This window comes from Pantoea anthophila (assembly GCF_026104315.1).
GTDB lineage: Bacteria > Pseudomonadota > Gammaproteobacteria > Enterobacterales > Enterobacteriaceae > Pantoea > Pantoea anthophila.
In genome coordinates this window covers 125,493-142,293 of record NZ_CP110471.1, presented here as the reverse complement: position 1 = coordinate 142,293, position 16,801 = coordinate 125,493, and the positions used below count along the sequence as shown (strand labels likewise).

Annotated in this window: 14 protein-coding genes, 1 pseudogene and 1 riboswitch; of the genes and pseudogenes, 9 read left to right on the top strand and 6 right to left on the bottom strand. The window is 54.3% G+C overall.

Annotated features, from left to right (window positions below):
• Positions 1–15: 15 nt before the first annotated feature.
• From OJ965_RS00680 to OJ965_RS00660, 5 genes are all read left to right on the top strand, one after another.
• Positions 16–1,446 (top strand): 6-phospho-beta-glucosidase, encoded by a 1,431-nt coding sequence (locus OJ965_RS00680; RefSeq protein ID WP_009092841.1) that lies wholly within the window; start codon positions 16–18, stop codon positions 1,444–1,446.
• 106 nt (positions 1,447–1,552) lie between these two features.
• Positions 1,553–1,655: riboswitch (TPP riboswitch) on the top strand.
• Between the two features lie 70 nt (positions 1,656–1,725).
• Entirely contained in the window at positions 1,726–2,427 is a 702-nt protein-coding gene (gene tenA, locus OJ965_RS00675) for a thiaminase II (RefSeq protein WP_111207281.1), read from the top strand.
• Positions 2,424–3,164 (top strand): ABC transporter ATP-binding protein, encoded by a 741-nt coding sequence (locus OJ965_RS00670; protein ID WP_058957086.1) that lies wholly within the window; start codon positions 2,424–2,426, stop codon positions 3,162–3,164. Before tenA ends, OJ965_RS00670 begins: the two co-directional genes overlap by 4 nt.
• Complete coding sequence (locus OJ965_RS00665; protein ID WP_265135449.1) at positions 3,161–3,919, top strand: ABC transporter permease; 759 nt, start codon at positions 3,161–3,163, stop codon at positions 3,917–3,919. Before OJ965_RS00670 ends, OJ965_RS00665 begins: the two co-directional genes overlap by 4 nt.
• Before the next feature lie 24 nt (positions 3,920–3,943).
• Positions 3,944–4,879 carry an ABC transporter substrate-binding protein gene (locus OJ965_RS00660; protein ID WP_265135448.1) on the top strand — a complete coding sequence of 312 codons (936 nt, stop codon included), beginning with the start codon at positions 3,944–3,946 and terminating at the stop codon, positions 4,877–4,879.
• A 36-nt stretch (positions 4,880–4,915) separates the two neighbouring features.
• Here the strand turns inward: OJ965_RS00660 and OJ965_RS00655 are convergent, their stop codons facing one another.
• Together OJ965_RS00655 and OJ965_RS00650 are read right to left on the bottom strand one after the other, a co-directional pair.
• Positions 4,916–6,688, bottom strand: a complete 1,773-nt coding sequence (locus tag OJ965_RS00655) for a sensor domain-containing phosphodiesterase (protein ID WP_265135447.1) — start codon at positions 6,686–6,688, stop codon at positions 4,916–4,918.
• Between the two features lie 146 nt (positions 6,689–6,834).
• Positions 6,835–8,061: an FAD-dependent oxidoreductase gene (locus OJ965_RS00650; RefSeq protein ID WP_265135446.1), complete on the bottom strand. Its 1,227-nt coding sequence runs from the start codon at positions 8,059–8,061 to the stop codon at positions 6,835–6,837.
• A gap of 257 nt (positions 8,062–8,318) precedes the next feature.
• Here OJ965_RS00650 and clcA point away from each other — a divergent pair, with 257 nt between their 5' ends.
• Positions 8,319–9,707 (top strand): H(+)/Cl(-) exchange transporter ClcA, encoded by a 1,389-nt coding sequence (gene clcA, locus OJ965_RS00645; protein WP_058957081.1) that lies wholly within the window; start codon positions 8,319–8,321, stop codon positions 9,705–9,707.
• Positions 9,708–9,783: 76 nt separating this feature from the next.
• Here clcA and OJ965_RS00640 read toward each other — a convergent pair whose 3' ends face one another.
• Both OJ965_RS00640 and OJ965_RS00635 read right to left on the bottom strand, forming a co-directional pair.
• Positions 9,784–10,308 carry a phenolic acid decarboxylase gene (locus tag OJ965_RS00640; protein WP_009092833.1) on the bottom strand — a complete coding sequence of 175 codons (525 nt, stop codon included), beginning with the start codon at positions 10,306–10,308 and terminating at the stop codon, positions 9,784–9,786.
• Between the two features lie 917 nt (positions 10,309–11,225).
• Positions 11,226–11,906 (bottom strand): type 1 glutamine amidotransferase domain-containing protein, encoded by a 681-nt coding sequence (locus OJ965_RS00635; protein WP_058957080.1) that lies wholly within the window; start codon positions 11,904–11,906, stop codon positions 11,226–11,228.
• 366 nt (positions 11,907–12,272) lie between these two features.
• Here OJ965_RS00635 and OJ965_RS00630 point away from each other — a divergent pair, with 366 nt between their 5' ends.
• Positions 12,273–12,488, top strand: coding sequence for a YdgH/BhsA/McbA-like domain containing protein (locus OJ965_RS00630; RefSeq protein ID WP_009092831.1), 216 nt, complete (start codon positions 12,273–12,275; stop codon positions 12,486–12,488).
• A gap of 62 nt (positions 12,489–12,550) precedes the next feature.
• Here OJ965_RS00630 and OJ965_RS00625 read toward each other — a convergent pair whose 3' ends face one another.
• On the bottom strand, positions 12,551–13,753 hold the full coding sequence (locus tag OJ965_RS00625; protein WP_009092830.1) for an MFS transporter: 1,203 nt from the start codon (positions 13,751–13,753) through the stop codon (positions 12,551–12,553).
• 165 nt (positions 13,754–13,918) lie between these two features.
• On the bottom strand, positions 13,919–14,659 hold the full coding sequence (locus OJ965_RS00620; RefSeq protein ID WP_154928870.1) for a nitroreductase family protein: 741 nt from the start codon (positions 14,657–14,659) through the stop codon (positions 13,919–13,921).
• A 577-nt stretch (positions 14,660–15,236) separates the two neighbouring features.
• Between OJ965_RS00620 and OJ965_RS00615 the strand changes: the two genes are divergently transcribed.
• Together OJ965_RS00615 and OJ965_RS00610 are read left to right on the top strand one after the other, a co-directional pair.
• Positions 15,237–15,929 (top strand): hypothetical protein, encoded by a 693-nt coding sequence (locus tag OJ965_RS00615; RefSeq protein WP_154928871.1) that lies wholly within the window; start codon positions 15,237–15,239, stop codon positions 15,927–15,929.
• A gap of 235 nt (positions 15,930–16,164) precedes the next feature.
• Positions 16,165–16,637, top strand: a pseudogene (locus tag OJ965_RS00610) (Hcp family type VI secretion system effector).
• Positions 16,638–16,801 lie beyond the last annotated feature (164 nt).

Genomic DNA, 16,801 nt, shown 5'->3' with positions numbered 1-16,801 from the left:
GGAAAAGAGGAATGCATGTCTGAATCAAGGTTTCCGCAAGGGTTTTTATGGGGCGGTGCACTGGCCGCCAACCAGAGCGAAGGCGGTTTTCGCGAAGGCGGAAAAGGGTTAACCACCGTCGATATGATCCCGCATGGCCCGCACCGGATGCCGGTCAAACTCGGTCTTGAAAAACGGTTTGCGCTTCGCGACGACGAGTTCTACCCGAGCCATAATGCGATCGATTTTTATCATCGCTACCGGGAGGACATCGCGCTGATGGCGGAGATGGGTTTCAGCGTGTTCCGCACCTCGATTGCCTGGAGCCGTCTCTATCCCAACGGCGATGAGCTGACACCTTGCCCGGAAGGCATTGCTTTTTACCGTTCGGTGTTTGAAGAGTGCCGGAAACATCAGATCGAACCGCTGGTCACCCTCTGCCATTTCGATGTGCCGATGCATCTGGTGACGGAGTATGGCTCGTGGCGTAACCGTAAAATGATCGACTTTTTTGCCCGCTATGCCCGCAGCTGTTTCGAGGCGTTTGATGGTCTGGTGAAGTACTGGCTGACCTTCAACGAGATTAATATCCTGCTCCACAGCCCCTTCTCGGGTGCCGGACTGGTGTTTGAACCCGACGAAAATCCGGAGCAGGTGAAATATCAGGCGGCGCATCATGAACTGGTCGCCAGCGCGCAGGTGACCCGCATTGCGCATGAGGTCAATCCGGCTAACCAGGTTGGCTGCATGCTGGCGGGCGGCAACTTCTACCCCTGGTCGAGTAAACCGGAGGATGTCTGGGCCGCGCTGGAGAAAGATCGCGAAAACCTCTTCTTTATTGATGTGCAGGCACGCGGCGCCTATCCCGCCTACGCGGCCCGGCTGTTTCGGGAGAAAGGCGTAACGCTGAAGATCGAGGAGGGTGACGCAGAGATTCTGAAAAACAGCGTCGATTTTGTTTCGTTCAGCTACTACGCCTCACGCTGCGCCTCGGCGGAGATGAACGAGCAGAACAGCAGCGCCGCCAATGTGGTGAAGTCTCTGACGAATCCCCATGTGCCGCGCAGTGAATGGGGCTGGGGCATCGATCCACTCGGATTACGGATCACCATGAACATGATGTATGACCGCTATCAGAAGCCGCTTTTCCTGGTCGAAAATGGTCTGGGCGCACGCGATGAACCCGATGCCAGTGGCGAAATCCATGACGACTACCGCATCAGCTATCTGCGTGAACACATCCGCGCGATGGGTGACGCGATTGAAGATGGCGTGCCGGTCATGGGCTACACCAGCTGGGGCTGCATCGATCTGGTGGCGGCCTCAACCGGCGAGATGAGTAAACGCTACGGTTTTGTCTATGTTGACCGCGACGATCTCGGGCGTGGTACGCTGGCCCGCACGCGTAAAAAGTCATTCTGGTGGTATAAGAAGGTCATTGCCAGCAACGGAGCCGATCTAGAGTGACAACGTCACTTATTGAGTATTGTGTCTGCGGTGATACGCCTGTCAGCGACACCGCAGGTATGCAGTCAACCTGCCGTTGTACTCTGCCGGTAATTATCGTATAACCGATGTCTCCGAGGGGTGTCCTGTCATGGGCTGAGATGGCGTAAGCCGAACCCTTTGAACCTGATCTGGGTCATGCCAGCGAAGGGACGGGTCGGCAGATATTTCTGCGTCATCTCCTGCATCACTCCCTGTTCCAGCCCGTATGCCCGGATCTCCATTGTGACAGGAGATCTGATGACACATCCGCTTTTCGAAACCGGCTTTTACGGTCGTCTGCGTCAACAGGCTGGCCCTCACTGGCATGCCTATGTGGCACATGACTTTGTACAGCAGCTCGGTCAGGGTACGCTGCCCCCCGCCGCGTTTCGCCATTATCTCACCCAGGATTATCTGTTTCTGCTGCACTTCGCCCGCGCCTGGGGCCTGCTGATAAGCAAGCTCTCCGCACCGGACGCCCTGCGCAGCGCGACGGCGTCGCTCAACGCCATCGTCAGCGAACTGCCGCTGCATCTGGACTACTGCCAGCAGTGGGGCATCAGCGAAGCGGCAATGGCGAGCGAACCGGAGGCGGTGGAAACGCTCAACTACACCCGCTATGTGCTGGATGTGGGCCACAGCGGCGATGCGCTGGAGTTGCTGACCGCGCTGATGCCCTGTGTCGCCGGGTACGCTGAAACGGGTCTGACCCTGCTACAGGATCCTGCAACCCGCTTCAGCGATAATCCTTATGCGGCGTGGATAGAAAACTACGGCGATGAGTCCTATCTGAACGGCGTTCGCAACGCCCTTTCGTTGTTTGAAACCCTGGCGGGCGAGCGTGCGGCTGAGCAGCGTTTTGCCTCACTGGCGCAGATTTTCACTACCGCCACACGGCTGGAATCCGCGTTCTGGCAGATGGGACTGAATCATGCGGCCAGTCTGCAGGTCCGCCCATGATTGCGTCAGCCTGTTCGGCGCCGCCTGGTATCGCAATCCGTCAGCTGTCACTCAGGTTGGGTCAGCAGCAGCTCTTCAGCCAGCTCACTCTGGAAATTGCGGGTGGCCAGTTTACAGCGTTGCTGGGTGCGAGCGGCGTGGGTAAAAGCAGTCTGATGCGGGTGATTGCCGGTCTGTTACCGCCTTCCTCCGGCCAGGTCAGCGGCAGTGATGGCCTGCCGCTGACCGGACGCATCGCCTGGATGGGACAACAGGACTTGCTCTATCCGTGGCTGACAGTGGAGCAGAACGTTTGTCTGGCCAGCCGCCTGAACGGAGAGAAGCCGGATCGTGAGCGGGCGCAGCACCTGCTGGCGCGTGTCGGTCTGAGTCGTTATGCCACCGCACGGCCCGCGACGCTCTCCGGCGGGATGCGTCAGCGCGCCGCACTGGCTCGCACCCTCTATACCCGCCAGCCCGTGGTGCTGATGGATGAACCCTTCTCTGCGCTGGATGCCCTGACCCGCAGTCAGATTCAGACGCTGGCCGCGGAAGTGCTGGCCGGACACACCGTGTTGCTGATAACGCATGATGCCGCAGAAGCCTGTCGATTGAGTCATCATCTGCTGGTAATCGGCCCGACGGGTATCGAAGCCTCTCCCTCCCTCCAGGGGCAGCCTCCACGGGCGGCAGAGGATGTCAGCGTCATCCGGAGTCAGGCTGCCCTGCTGAATCAGCTGAGCAGGTTAGCTGGATGACGTCAGGACAACGATCTGGCGGACTACGCCGGGGTGTGACGCTTTTTACGGGCCTCATCGGATTGTGGTGGCTCGTTTCCCTTTCCGTCCCCGCTTTTTTGCTGCCCTCACCCCCGGCGGTCGCCACCGCGCTCTGGCAGAACGCCCGCTATCTCAGCCAGCACAGCCTCATCACCCTGACGGAGATCCTCAGCGGCATGGCACTGGGCGTGCTGCTGGGTGCCCTGCTCGCGCTGGGGATGTCCTTTTCGCCGCGGTTGCAGCGCTGGATGATGCCGCTGGTGATCACCAGTCAGGCGATCCCGGTGTTTGCGCTGGCGCCCCTGCTGGTGCTGTGGTTCGGCTTCGGGATGAGCGCCAAAGTTGCAATGGCGGTGCTGGTGATTTTTTTCCCGGTGACCTCCGCCTTTTTTGATGGCCTGCGCCGCGTCCCGCCCGGCTATCTCGATCTGGCCCGCACGCTGGGCGCCTCACGCGCGACTCAGCTGCGTCATGTCAGGCTGCTGGCGGCACTGCCCGCGCTGGGGTCCGGTTTACGGATGGCGGCCGCGGTGGCCCCGATTGGCGCCATTATCGGAGAGTGGGTGGGTTCAGCGGAAGGACTGGGCTACGTCATGCTGAATGCCAATGCCCGGATGCAGAGTGATCTCTGCTTTGCCGCGCTGTTCATTCTGGTGCTGATGACGCTGCTGCTGTGGCTGTTCATCGATTTTCTGCTCCGTCGCCTGATTAGCTGGGCCCCCGAAACGGATTAATGACCTTAACTGACGAGAAAAAGTATGACGAAAATACCGCTCTTTACCCTGCTGCTGGGTGCCGCCTTCGCCACCCCCCTTCAGGCAATGGAAAAACTGACGCTGGTGCTCGACTGGTATATCAATCCCGATCACGCGCCGATCATGGTGGCACAGCAGACCGGCGCCTTTGCCGCAGAGGGGCTGGAGGTCAGCATCATTCCCCCTTCCGATCCGGCGCTGCCGCCGCGCCTGGTGGCCGCAAAGCAGGCAGACTTAGCCATCACTTACCAGCCTCAGCTGCATTTCTTTGCCGACCAGGGCCTGCCCCTGATGCGGGTCGGCACACTGATCAATACGCCACTGAATACGCTGATCACACTCGACAGATCGATGAAGAGTCCGGGGGCGTTAAAAGGCAAACGCATCGGCTATTCAGTCAGCGGTATTGAGCAGGCGACGCTGGCGACCATGCTGAGCCATGAGGGAGTAAAGGCCGATCAGGTGACGCTGATTAACGTCAACTTTCAGCTCACCAGCGCCCTGCTGACCGGAAAAGTGGATGCGGTGATCGGTGGCTATCGCAACATCGAAGCGCTGGAGATGAAAGATCAGGGGAAAGATCCTGTGGTGTTTAACGTTGAAGATTACGGCGTTCCGGCTTATGACGAGCTGATCATCGTGGCCCATCGCGATGAGGCGCATTCAGAAAAGATCAGAAAATTTCTGCGGGCACTGAAGAAGGGAAATGCGACGTTACAGGCCCAGCCTGAAGCGAGCTGGCAACAGTTTGCCCGCGCCCATCCGGGACTGAATACGCCGTTGAATCACCAGTCATGGATGGCGACGCTGCCGCTGTTCGCCTCCGATCCGGCAAAACTGGATCGCGCACGCTATCAGGCTTATGAACAATTTCTCTTCGATAACCAGCTGATTAAACGCATGACCCCGGTTGATCGCTACGCCACTGACAGCGAATAAGAGACCGGCCCGCAGCGTGCGCCGCGGGCCGATTTCCTAGCGGACCTTCTGATAGAGCCAGTGTTCGATGTCACTGGCGGGCAGCGGTTTTGAGAAGAAGTAACCCTGAATTTCGTCACAGCCGTAACTTTTCAGCAGTGCCAGCGTCGACTCGGTCTCCACCCCTTCAGCCAGTACGGTGTAGTTCAGCTCTTTCAGCATCTGAATAATGCACCTGACGATGATTTTAGATGCCTCATCCTCACCCATGCGCGAGATCAGGGAGCGATCGATTTTAATCACATCCAGCGGGATATCCTGCAGGTAGCTGATGTTGCTGTAGCCTACGCCGAAATCATCCAGTGAAATAACAAAGCCGTGCGATTTCAGTGCTTCCAGCCCCTTGATCCCCACATCGCTTCTGGTGATTAGTTCATTCTCAAGACATTCAATACCCATAATAGAGGCGGGGAGCTGCGCGGCCGTCAGTTTCGCCAGCAGGTTGTCGGCAAAATCTGCTTTTGAGAAATCACGTTCGCTGACGTTAATGGAGACCGGAATCAGATCGTATTCGCGATTCCAGCGCGCCAGTTGCTCTATCGTGTGATCGATGACCCAGTTGGTGAGATCGGAAATCAGATTCGTTTTACCCGCTAACGGAATAAATTCTGAAGGGAAAAGTTCACCCCGCTCAGGATGATTCCAGCGGATGAGTGCCTCCAGCCCGACAGTTTTGCCGGTTCTCAGGCAGATTTTGGGCTGCCAGGCGAGATAAAGCTCTTCATTTTTATGCAGCGCCTGCGCCAGATCGTTCATGATCATAAAGTCTTCGGTGCGGCGTGTATCGTAGCTCTCATCAAACACCATCGCGCTGAAGTTCTCATCAACCGCTTCGTGCAGCGCGCTTAACGCCTGACGCATCGTTTCATTGGCGTCCATCTGCGCTGGCACGAATTCGGTTTCGCCGGTGTGGACATCCAGATCGAGCGTAATATTTTCAGCCAGATCGGCCTTCAGGCCTGTGAACAGCTCAACCATATTCTGCGCAGTATAGCGACCAGACCAGGGCTGAATGATGGCGAAGCGGCCCGGTGCAAAGCTGTAGAGCGTTTCGTTTTCAGCCAGATTGAGCCGGTGAGCGACATCTTCCGCCATCTGCTTCAGCAGTTTCTCCATCGGGGCGATCCCGACGGCACGTGAAAGCTCATACGCGCGAATAATGTCGATGCAGTCGATCAGGATCAGACGAAAGCGGCTATGAGGTGCGGTCAGGGTCAGCTGCTGTATATCGCGCAGCAGGCGGGGACGATTCGGCAGATGCGTGATGACATCGGTAAAGCCCGCATTGTTCCAGGCATCCAGAAACGAGGTGACCAGCGTTGCCAGTGAGCGCAGAACCGTCAGTTTCTCGTCGGTAAAGGGGTGAGGCTCGGTATCCGTGACGCAGAGCGTTCCCAGTACCGAACCTTCAAGATTCTGCAGCGAGACACCGGCGTAGAAACGGATATGCGGATCGCCCTCTACAAACGGGTGGGTGACGAAGCGCTCATCCAGCAGGGTGTCCACCACCACCAGATGGCCTTCGCCATCAATCACATGGCGGCAAAGTGACTCATCCCGGGTCGATTGCTGAAGATCGAAGTTGCGAGAGGCTTTAATATACTGATTATGGTCGTCAATAATCGAAATGAAGCTGCCTGAGATACCCAGGACCTCACTGGCAAGATTCACAAATCTCTCCAGCACCTCATCCCGGGTTTCATCCGGTGACAGCAGTGCCTTGATAGCACTCAGTCGTTTTACGTCACTGCCATTTTGCTCGTTATGCACGAAACCTCTCCTATGCAGGCGCAAAATTCGAAATAATTTCGCTGCTTAATGCTCAATTAGCGCCCAATTATCAGATAAATAGCGGCTCAATCTGACAGTAATTCCACAGCGAAACAGTGTCGCACGATATCTGAACGCTGTCGAAATCATTTATTGTCCTTACCACGTGCAACCTGCGGCGATTCCGGCCGGAACCCGAGTCCGATGAGGCGACCGGCCATAAACTTCAGAAAGGGCAGCCGACCGATCATCCCGGGGATGCGACTGCTGCCACCGGTTTTCTTTTTGCTCTTTTTGCGGCTCATTTTGATTTGCAAAAACTGCGTGGCTACGGTAGGAAACTGACGGCGCTTCTGCACTTTTTCCAGGTCGCGTAGCTGCAGCTCACCGGCTTTAAGCGGCGCAGTCAGGATATTCGCAGTCGCCACCGCATCCTGGATCGCCAGATTCACACCCACCCCACCTATGGGCGACATTGCATGCGCCGCATCGCCAATGCAGAGCACGCCAGGCTTCGCCCACTTATCGAGCCGGTCAATGCGGATAGAGAGCAGCTTAAACGCCGTCCAGTCCTCGATTTCCGCCATTCGCGCGGGTTCAAAAGGTGACAGGGCCGCGATCTCCGCTTTAAACGCATCAAGTCCGGCGGCCTGTTTCGCGTCAAACTCCCCCTTGGGGATAGTCAGCCCGCACTGCCAGTAGTCACCGCGATCGATAACGATAAAGTTTCGTCGCGGTCCCGTGTGCCCCACGCCCATATCAGGATCGTGCGGCTGCCTGCTGAGACGGAACCAGATGACATCCCGTGCCGCGCCAAAAGCCTGACTGGTCAACCCTGCCGCTGCGCGTACCTGAGAATGTCGGCCATCCGCACCCACCACCACTTTGCAGCGGACATGAATGCGCTGATTTCCGCGCAGTGCCGTGACGCCACTGACCGTGCCATTTTCCTCATTAAGCGACTCAAAGGCGGTTGACCGCAGGAGAGTGTAGCCCGGATATCGGGCGCTGTGATCGGCAATAAAATTCAGGAAATCCCACTGCGGCATAAAAGCGATAAAGCGGCACTGAACCGGCAGGCGGGAAAAGTCGGCCATGGTGACTTTCTGGCCGGCAATCTCCGCCTCCAGCTTTTCGACCCGCTGATGCGGCAGCGTGAGAAATGCCTCCAGCAGGCCGAGCTGGTGCATCGTTTCCAGCGTAGAGGGGTGAATGGTGTCACCGCGAAAATCGTGCAGAAAATCAGCGTGCTTTTCGATGACCACCACGCGCACGCCTGCCCGGACGAGCAGATAGCCCAGCATCAGGCCAGCCGGGCCGCCCCCGACAATACAACAGTCAGCGGTGAGGATTTCAGTAGAATGTGGCTGCATGTCGGCTCCCTGTCACGCCAGTATTGCTATGATTATTGCGTCAACCGTGGCGACAACGCCACAGTCGGTCGATAGTGCGTGGCTCAGACACTGAAAAATCAGGATACGCCAGCCTACCGCGAACGCATGGCGCAAGTGGTTTGTCCACCGCAGGTGAAATAGCCGCTTTCCTCAGCTGAAATTGATCCTGACGTTTGTTTTCACCTTATCTCTCAGTACACTGGAGCGCTGGTCTGGTTGAACAAGAATCCCTCTCAATGAATGAAGAAATACCGCAACCGGTTTATGTTCCCCGCTCCATCGCGGCACGCAGCCGGATGTTCCGCGCCCTGCTCCACCGCGATAAGACGCCGCTGGCGATGCTGTTTTGCGCTGCGCTGGTCGGTTCGCTGGTTGGCCTGGCCGGGGTAGCCTTTGCCCGCGCCGTTGAGGCTATTCAGCAATGGCGCGCCGACACACTGATACCTGCCCACTTTCAGGGCTGGACACTCTATGTGGCCGCCTTTGCCATCTCGGCGTTACTGGCGATGATCGGCTATTTTCTGGTCAGACGCTTCGCCCCCGAAGCCGGTGGCTCCGGTATTCCGGAAATTGAAGGGGCGCTGGAAGAGCTGAGGCCGGTGCGCTGGTGGCGGGTGATTCCGGTGAAATTTTTTGGTGGTATGGGCACGCTGGGTGCCGGAATGGTACTGGGCCGGGAAGGCCCGACGGTGCAGCTGGGCGGCAATATCGGCCGGATGGTGATTGATATTCTCGGGATGCGCAGCAACGAGGCGCGGCATACGCTGCTGGCAACCGGTGCGGCGGCCGGTCTGGCAGCGGCGTTTAACGCGCCGCTGGCGGGCATTCTGTTCATTATTGAAGAGATGCGTCCGCAATTCCGCTATAACCTGATATCCATTAAAGCCGTATTTACCGGCGTAATTATGGCCAGCATCGTCTTTCGCTGCTTTAACGGCGAACAGGCGGTCATCTCCGTAGGCAAACTGGCGGATGCGCCGGTGCAGACGCTGTGGCTTTACCTGGTGCTGGGCATGATTATCGGGATGGTTGGTGTACTGTTTAATCGCCTGATTTTTCTGACGCAGGATATGTTTGCCCGCTTCTACGCCGGTAAAACCGCACGGGTTGTACTGACGGGGGGCTTGTTAGGGGGCGGCTGTGGCATTCTTGCGCTGCTGTTCGCCCCAGGAGCGGGTGGCGGTTCAGAACTGATCCCCCAGGCTGTGCATGGCGTCTTCCCCTTCGCGCTGCTGCTGCTGATCTTTCTGGTCAGGCTGATTACCACCCTGCTCTGTTTCAGTTCAGGTGCGCCGGGCGGTATTTTTGCGCCGATGCTGGCGCTGGGAACCCTGCTGGGTACCGCTTTTGGTGTGGTGATGACCGATCTCTTTCCGTTCTATCAGCTGGAGCCCGGTACGTTCGCTATCGCAGGGATGGGTGCACTGTTTGCGGCCTCGGTCAGAGCACCTCTCACCGGCATCGTGCTGGTGCTGGAGATGACCGACAACTATCAGTTGATCTTACCGATGATTATTACCTGTCTGGGCGCGACGCTGCTGGCGCAATTCCTGGGGGGCAAACCGCTCTATTCATCTATTCTGGCCCGCACGCTGGCCCGACAGTCGGCCGTGACGCCTCCTTAGGCGGACATTCACGCCGCGGGATAAAGGTTCTTATCCCAACCGGCTACCCGCCTCTCAGGGCGGGTAGCCCGGTCACTTACTTGTCATCAAAATAGTCAGCAGGCATCTGGCCGGGTGCCAGATTGATCACTTCATCATTATCCGGCCCCTCATTTTTCATGTAGGTGACCTTAGCGAACTCAGGAATAATCACGTAGGGGTAAGCGGGACCTTCGTCGCGGAAGCGATGCATATCCTCAATGAAGTCATTCTGATAGCAGATAGTTTTTTCAGGATGCTGACCTTCTCCGGCGATCCACTGCGGGAAGAAGATGGTCCCGTGCAGCAGAGTGCGATTAAGATCGAACAGCAGGCTGACGCAGGTTCCGGTCGGCTCATGCCAGTCTACTTTGTAGATGCCCGGGGCAAACTGAACCGCGTGCATCTTCTGGTTGGTCACCCAGCGGCCGCCCACCAGCCCCTGATGAATGCGGTAGTCACAGGTCGTTTCGTTACGCGCGTACCACTCATATTTCCAGCCATTATCATAGGTATAGACAAAGTGCGTACCCACGAACTGAGACAGATCGCTGGCAATATCCTCTGGAGATTCTGCAGACATGTTACCCTCTCTGGACAGGCACCCGAACCGGGCGCAGATAAATGTATAAACCAGCCGGCAAATACTCACTATGGACCAGACTGGCTGAATTGCCATCCATAGCCGGAAATTGTCATCGGACTGTCACAGAGCCGGATCGGTCACATTGAAAGAGAAGGGTCACTGAGCAAGAGTCGATTAAATGCCTGAAAGAAAGATAAAAGCCCTGACTAAGACAGCCAGGGCTTTTAGGTTACTACTGATTTAACATTTAACATTAACTAACTTAATTAACAGGAACAACTTTGGTACAGCTATTTATGAACAGATTCTGCGGATAATAATGAACACGGTTACAGAATGTCACTATTATTAACGGTCTCAACCACCTGAGAGTCTTTCGTGAGACAAAGACAGGTCAGGCCCGTATAAATCTGCACACCCCCATCGCGATATATACTCTTTGATGCGTTGCCTTACATTCATTACGACGTGTAATCCGCAACCGTAACCGTCGTAAAGTCACGTTCAGAACTACGAGGCCTTACATCATCGCGATGCAATACTGCTTATCTCTCAGTGCGTTACTACGACTCGATTTAACAGGATTGTGATTAACTCAAAAGAGCTGATGACAACAATGTTTAACAGAACCGCCGACAGCTTAAGCGAATAAGTCCATCGACACCGATAACACCGTTAATTCCCGGTGTGTCAGGGCACTTTCATGCCGCTGATAATTCTTAATCTACCTCTGATATAAATAATGTCAACACTGGAATTTAACCCATGTTTATATCTTCAGTGTTCCGGAAATTTTTCAGGGAGTAATAATCGATATATTGATCCTGAATAATTCGGCAGGTAACTATTTTGACAGAGAGGATTAAAAGGCGATTACAAGGGCGCCGACAGACGCCCCTGTGAAAGACCCGACTCTATTTTTTCAGACTCGCCAGCAGAACCTTCGCGGTCTCAGAAGAGGAGCCCGGATTCTGCCCGGTAATGAGCAGACCATCCTGGACAGTGTAGGACTGCCAGTCCTCTCCCCGTGAATAGAGACCGCCATTCTGTTTCAGCGCGTCTTCCACGAGGAATGGCACGATGTCGGTCAGGCCAACGCCCTCCTCTTCACTGTTAGTGAATCCCGTGACTTTCTTCCCCTTAACCAGAGGCGTGCCATCCGGATTTTTCACATCGCGCAATACGCCTGGTGCGTGGCAGACCAGTGCTACCGGTTTGCCAGCCTGCAGGGTCTGCTCAATCAGTGCAATAGAGTGTTTGTCATTTGCCAGATCCCATAGCGGGCCATGGCCGCCCGGATAGAACACAGCGTCAAAGGCATTCGGGCTCACGCTGTCCAGTTTATGGGTAGAAGCCAGCACCGCCTGCGCAGCCGAATCGCTATGGAAGCGGCGGGTATCCGCGGTCTGAGAGTCAGCTTCATCACTTTTAGGATCGAGCGGAGGTTGTCCTCCCTGTGGTGATGCCAGGGTTACGTCTGCGCCCGCGTCAAGAAAGGCATAGTAAGGTGCGGCAAACTCTTCCAGCCAGAAACCGGTTTTCTTGCCGGTATTACCCAGCTCATCATGTGAGGTCAAAACCATCAGAATCTTCATGTCCGCTCCCTGTAAGCGTTGCAGGTTAAGAGTTCAGGCGCGTCATACCCGATGTTAATCGCGCCTTCTTCTGTTTTGTCCGTCAGTCGTGACGGACTCTGAGGAATCACTGAAATTTACCGCTTAATATTCGGTGATCCGCAACCCATTATAGTTCATCACTATTCTTTTCGTTTTTCTGCCGGATAGGCGTGTCAGACTCTCTGGAAAGGTTCTCTCACCAGCCTGAGATGAGCACAACCCGGCACAACTAATTAGCATGATCACGATTACCGCACTAATAGTTAATATAGATATGGTAACTATGGTTATTATTATTCCCATCGGAGGCACACATCCTCCTCATTGATAAACAGGAATATGACCATGAAAAACGTAAAAGCACTTTCAATTGCCGCTCTCGCCACCCTTTCACTGATCTCATTTGGCAGCTTCGCGCAGAGCGTGTCTGTGACCTCCTCAACACTGGATGGCGCAGAGTCAAAAATCGCTGCTCAGGCGCAGGAACAGGGCGCGCAATACAAAATCACCGAAGCGAACACCAACAACCGTGTTCATATGACCGCAGAACTGTATAAATAACGGATGGTCGCAAACGGAATTGCCAGAAGAGGCTGCCCAACGGGCAGCCTTTTTTGTGTCGGTCAGGCGAGGCGTGCGGCTGGTGCGCTGCCGGTGCGCCACCATAAAATCAGCGCCGCCAGGGCGATCACGCCCAGAACAGCAAAAGCGGTGCTGTAGGAGTAACGCGCGGCGATCATGCCCGTCATGGCCGGACTCAACGCAGCGCCCGCTCCCTGCATCAGCATAATCACGCTTTGCCCGGCGTTAACATGGCCGGAGCCACGCAGCAGAGAGACAATATAACCCGGCACCGCCACCCCCAGGATCCCGGCTGCCACCCCATCCAGTACCTGAACCGGTATAACAAAGAGGGGAGCGGCAAAGCCCGCCGCAATCACCGCGCGCAGCGGTAAGATCATCAGGGCGATCATAATAAAGAGTCGGTAGCCGTGCGTTTCGACCCGTTTTGAGACCCATAGCGCCACCGGAATCATCACCAGCTGCGAGATCACCACCGTTGCCGCAGCAAAGAGGCCAGGGCTGACCGCCGCCTGCCCGCCTGCTGAGGCGACGCGCATGCTCAGCATCGGCAGCAGCGCGGCATTGGCAAGATGAAACAGCAGCAGCGTCACACCGGCCACCAGCAGGGCCGGTTTGCGTATCAACATCGATAAGCGCGGTGCGGGTTCACGCTCTTCATTCTGTTCGTAACCGCGGGCAACGTCGTTATCGATCTCATCGCCGCGAATCGCTATCGTGGCAACAGCAGCGAAGAGCGCCATCACCGTCATCAGAATAAAGACCGCGCCCATTCCCCAGTACCAGGCTGAAAATCCCGCCAGCAGTGCGGCGATGGTATTCCCGCCGTGGTTAAAGGCCTCATTGCGACCCATCTGATGGTTAAAGCCGCGCTGGCCGGTCAGTCCCAGGGTGATGCCCGCCACGGTCGGGCCGATAAAGGCCGCCGCTATTCCCGCCACGATTTGTGAGACCATGGCGGTCCAGGTCTGATTGCTGTACCAGAGCAACAGCGTGGCGACCGTGATCACCAGACAACCCAGCAGCACAATCATTTTCTTGTGTCGGGTGGCGTCGGCCGCGATCCCGGCAGGCAGCGTGGCCAGTAACCCGGCGATGCCGCCGCAGGTCATGACCAGACCGATTTCGTCGGGACGCCAGTGTCGCTCCGTCAGAAAGATGCCCAGAAATGGCCCCAGCCCATCGCGAACATCGGCCAGAAAAAAGCTCATCAAACAGAGCGCGTAGAGAGAACGCTGTGACATGTTATTTCCCTGGAAGGTAAGTGTTAAAGGCAATTGCGCTTCGGTTAAAAAGGAAATTATGTGTTACAACGAGGAAAGTCACATTTCGTTATAGTAACAAAATGAAAAAGGCCACCCGTATCTGGATACGGGTGGCCCTGACGTGTTTCGCGTTAAATGCGCGGCTTATTTATCGGTGCCGAAACCCTGCTTCAGCAGTGCAGGCAGCACAGCCGGGAAGTAGATGTTTTTGTAATAACCACCGACGCTTGCACTCCAGCTTTCGCCATCGTTGCGGCCGATGTTTTTCCAGTGCTGCACCATCTCATCGTTGTAAGCGGCAATCTGCTGCTCCAGCCCCTGAGTTTTATAGGTCTCGTCATGGCGGAAGGTCGCCAGCGGCAGACGGGGTTTCTGATGAGCGGGTTCATCAACATGACCAATGACCACACCTGCCACAGGGAACGTCAGCGGCGGCAGATCCAGCAATGAAATCATCGCCTGTGGATCGCGACGGATCCCGCCAATTGGCACAATGCCTAATCCTTCTGCGCGCGCGGCAGCCATCACAGAGCCCAGCGCAATCCCGATATCGGTTGAGCCAGAGACGATGCTTTCGATGCTCTGATGCGCGATTTGCTGCTGATCGACCGCAGACATCGCTACGGCAGATTTATGCATATCAAGTACAAAGGTGATGAACACCGGTGCTTTAGCAATCCACGGCTGACCCCCCGCAATCGCGGCGATCTCCGCGCGACGGCCTGCGTCACGCGTGATGACAACAGAAACCTGCTGCGAGTTGACCGATGTTGGCGCACGGTAAGCGGTACTGATAATCCGATCCAGTACAGCCTCATCAACGGGTTGCTCAGTGAAACTGCGTTCACTTTTGTGACTTGTGAAAATATCAATCAGATCGCTCATAGTTCCTCCCATTTAAAAAGCAACTATAACAGTAACGTATTCGCACGCTTAGTATTTCGAGGGTTTTTGAGCACCCTTTTGTAACCGTTTTTGAACACGTCTGCGTCTGTGTACACGTTTAAAACGCCGGAGTTAAAGTCACCGAATCACTCACCGCCGGTGCGCTATTTAGTCAGTCCCGTTACCGGACATCTTTTAAGCGCTGTGTGCAACTGACAATGCAATGCTATCTGCTGAAACGCGCTGCCCGGATTGAGCCATTAGCATTCAGGCGATTAACGCCTGCTTCATCGTTTGACCGCGGCTAAAAAGCAGACAGATAGCAGAGGCCATTATCATACCTGCGGCATTAACCGCTCTTTCCTGAAATCCCTTTCCATATTCTGACAATTTATCAAAAAGAACCGAAGGTAACCCATTTAAGCACTATGTGAATAAACGGATCACACAATTGCAGCACATCTTTCAGGTTATATTGATCAAGCGCATTACTGAAGCGTTAACCATATTTACATAAAAAGAACGGCCAGATAATGTGAGATATAAATCAGGGATGAATGGTTCGAGGGAATGAGCAATGCCATACAGCTATCAGGTGATAAGATATTTACAACAAAATAACATTTTAGCTAATCAACTCGATCACGCTGTCTCAGGCGTAAAGGAAGCCGTATTAAATCAGATTGAGATGACAGGTGCTGGCGCCAGACGCTTGCTCTATTACACCTCCTGCTTTACCGATGAATATAAAGATGTTTGCCAGCAGCAAAAGACCGAAGACGTACGCTTTAAAAATGCCGTTATTTATCTATTGCAACATAGGAATATTGCGCATCAAATGCTAACGTTATATTTTGAAGGGATTTTCAAGGATAGAACTTCCGAGCAACTTGAATACATTAAACAAAAGTTAATGGCTGTTAATATACATATTGCCGCCAGCTCACTGACAAATGCTGGATTTGCTTTAGCAACAGCATCATCTGTTGCTACAGGTATGAATCTAAGCCTTGAAATGAGTTTGCTTGCAGGAAAAAGAGCACGGCAGGTTGTTGGGGCAATGGGCATATATGGCCTTGTTCAAAAGGCAGCAGAAAGTGCGTACCGCCTTCACATCTCTAATCCAGTTTACTATTCAGCATTATACAATCAAGAGCTTGAAATGATGTATTTTTTGATAGAGCCATTATTCGAGCGGGCTGAAGCATTTAATGCACAGTGGGCATCGGATAATAAAATTGCAGAAATTATCACAAAGATGATCAGATAATAATGATAAATCTTATTAAGCGACTATTTAGACGGATATTCAGATCATTACTTGCGGATTATGGTCCGACAGCGTTAACCCTCGTTTTCGCCTTAGTTCAGGCTTTATGTTTTCCGGATAGTCCCATCTGGCTAATCCCAATATTCTTTTTGTCTGTAATGATTGGTTTATCGATTTACGAAATTGTGAAGATGAAGCACAAGCGCTAGCATGCTTTTATTTATAAGGAGATAACATGTCTACACCCGCCCATTTATGGCTTGAAGATGAAAACGGTTCTCCCGTCACAGGCAGCTGTCACTGCGGTTGGGCTCCATCGAATTAAAATCGTTCTCTCACGGCGTAACCATACCTGTCGATCCCAGCTGGGGAAAGCTCACGGGAACGCGGGTCCATAGCCCTGTAACGATAGTCAAAGAGTTTGATCAAACAACGCCGCTACTCTACAGAGCAGTCTGTGAAGGCCGGACAATGAAGAAAGGCACTATCCGAATGTATCGCATTCTGGAATCCGGAGTCGAAGCCGAATATTTCAATATCATTCTGGAAAATGTCAAATTTACGACAGTTGCACCCTACCTTGCCCCTGGCGGGGTGAGCAGTACGCATCTCGAAACGCTGGAATTACGCTATGAGGCAATCACATGGAAATATACGGATGGCAATATCGTATATCGTGATGAGTGGAATAACTACGCGAGATCATAAGTGCTCCTGAATGATTTCTCCAATCAACTTCTGAAATTTATAGATAACACAGTTAAGTCACCCCGCGAATTTTTGTCACCTCGGAATATTTCCAATCCGGTTATCTGCTGCTGTTGCATTACTGCCGTCCTGGGAACAGGTGTAACGAAATGGAGAGTCCGTTA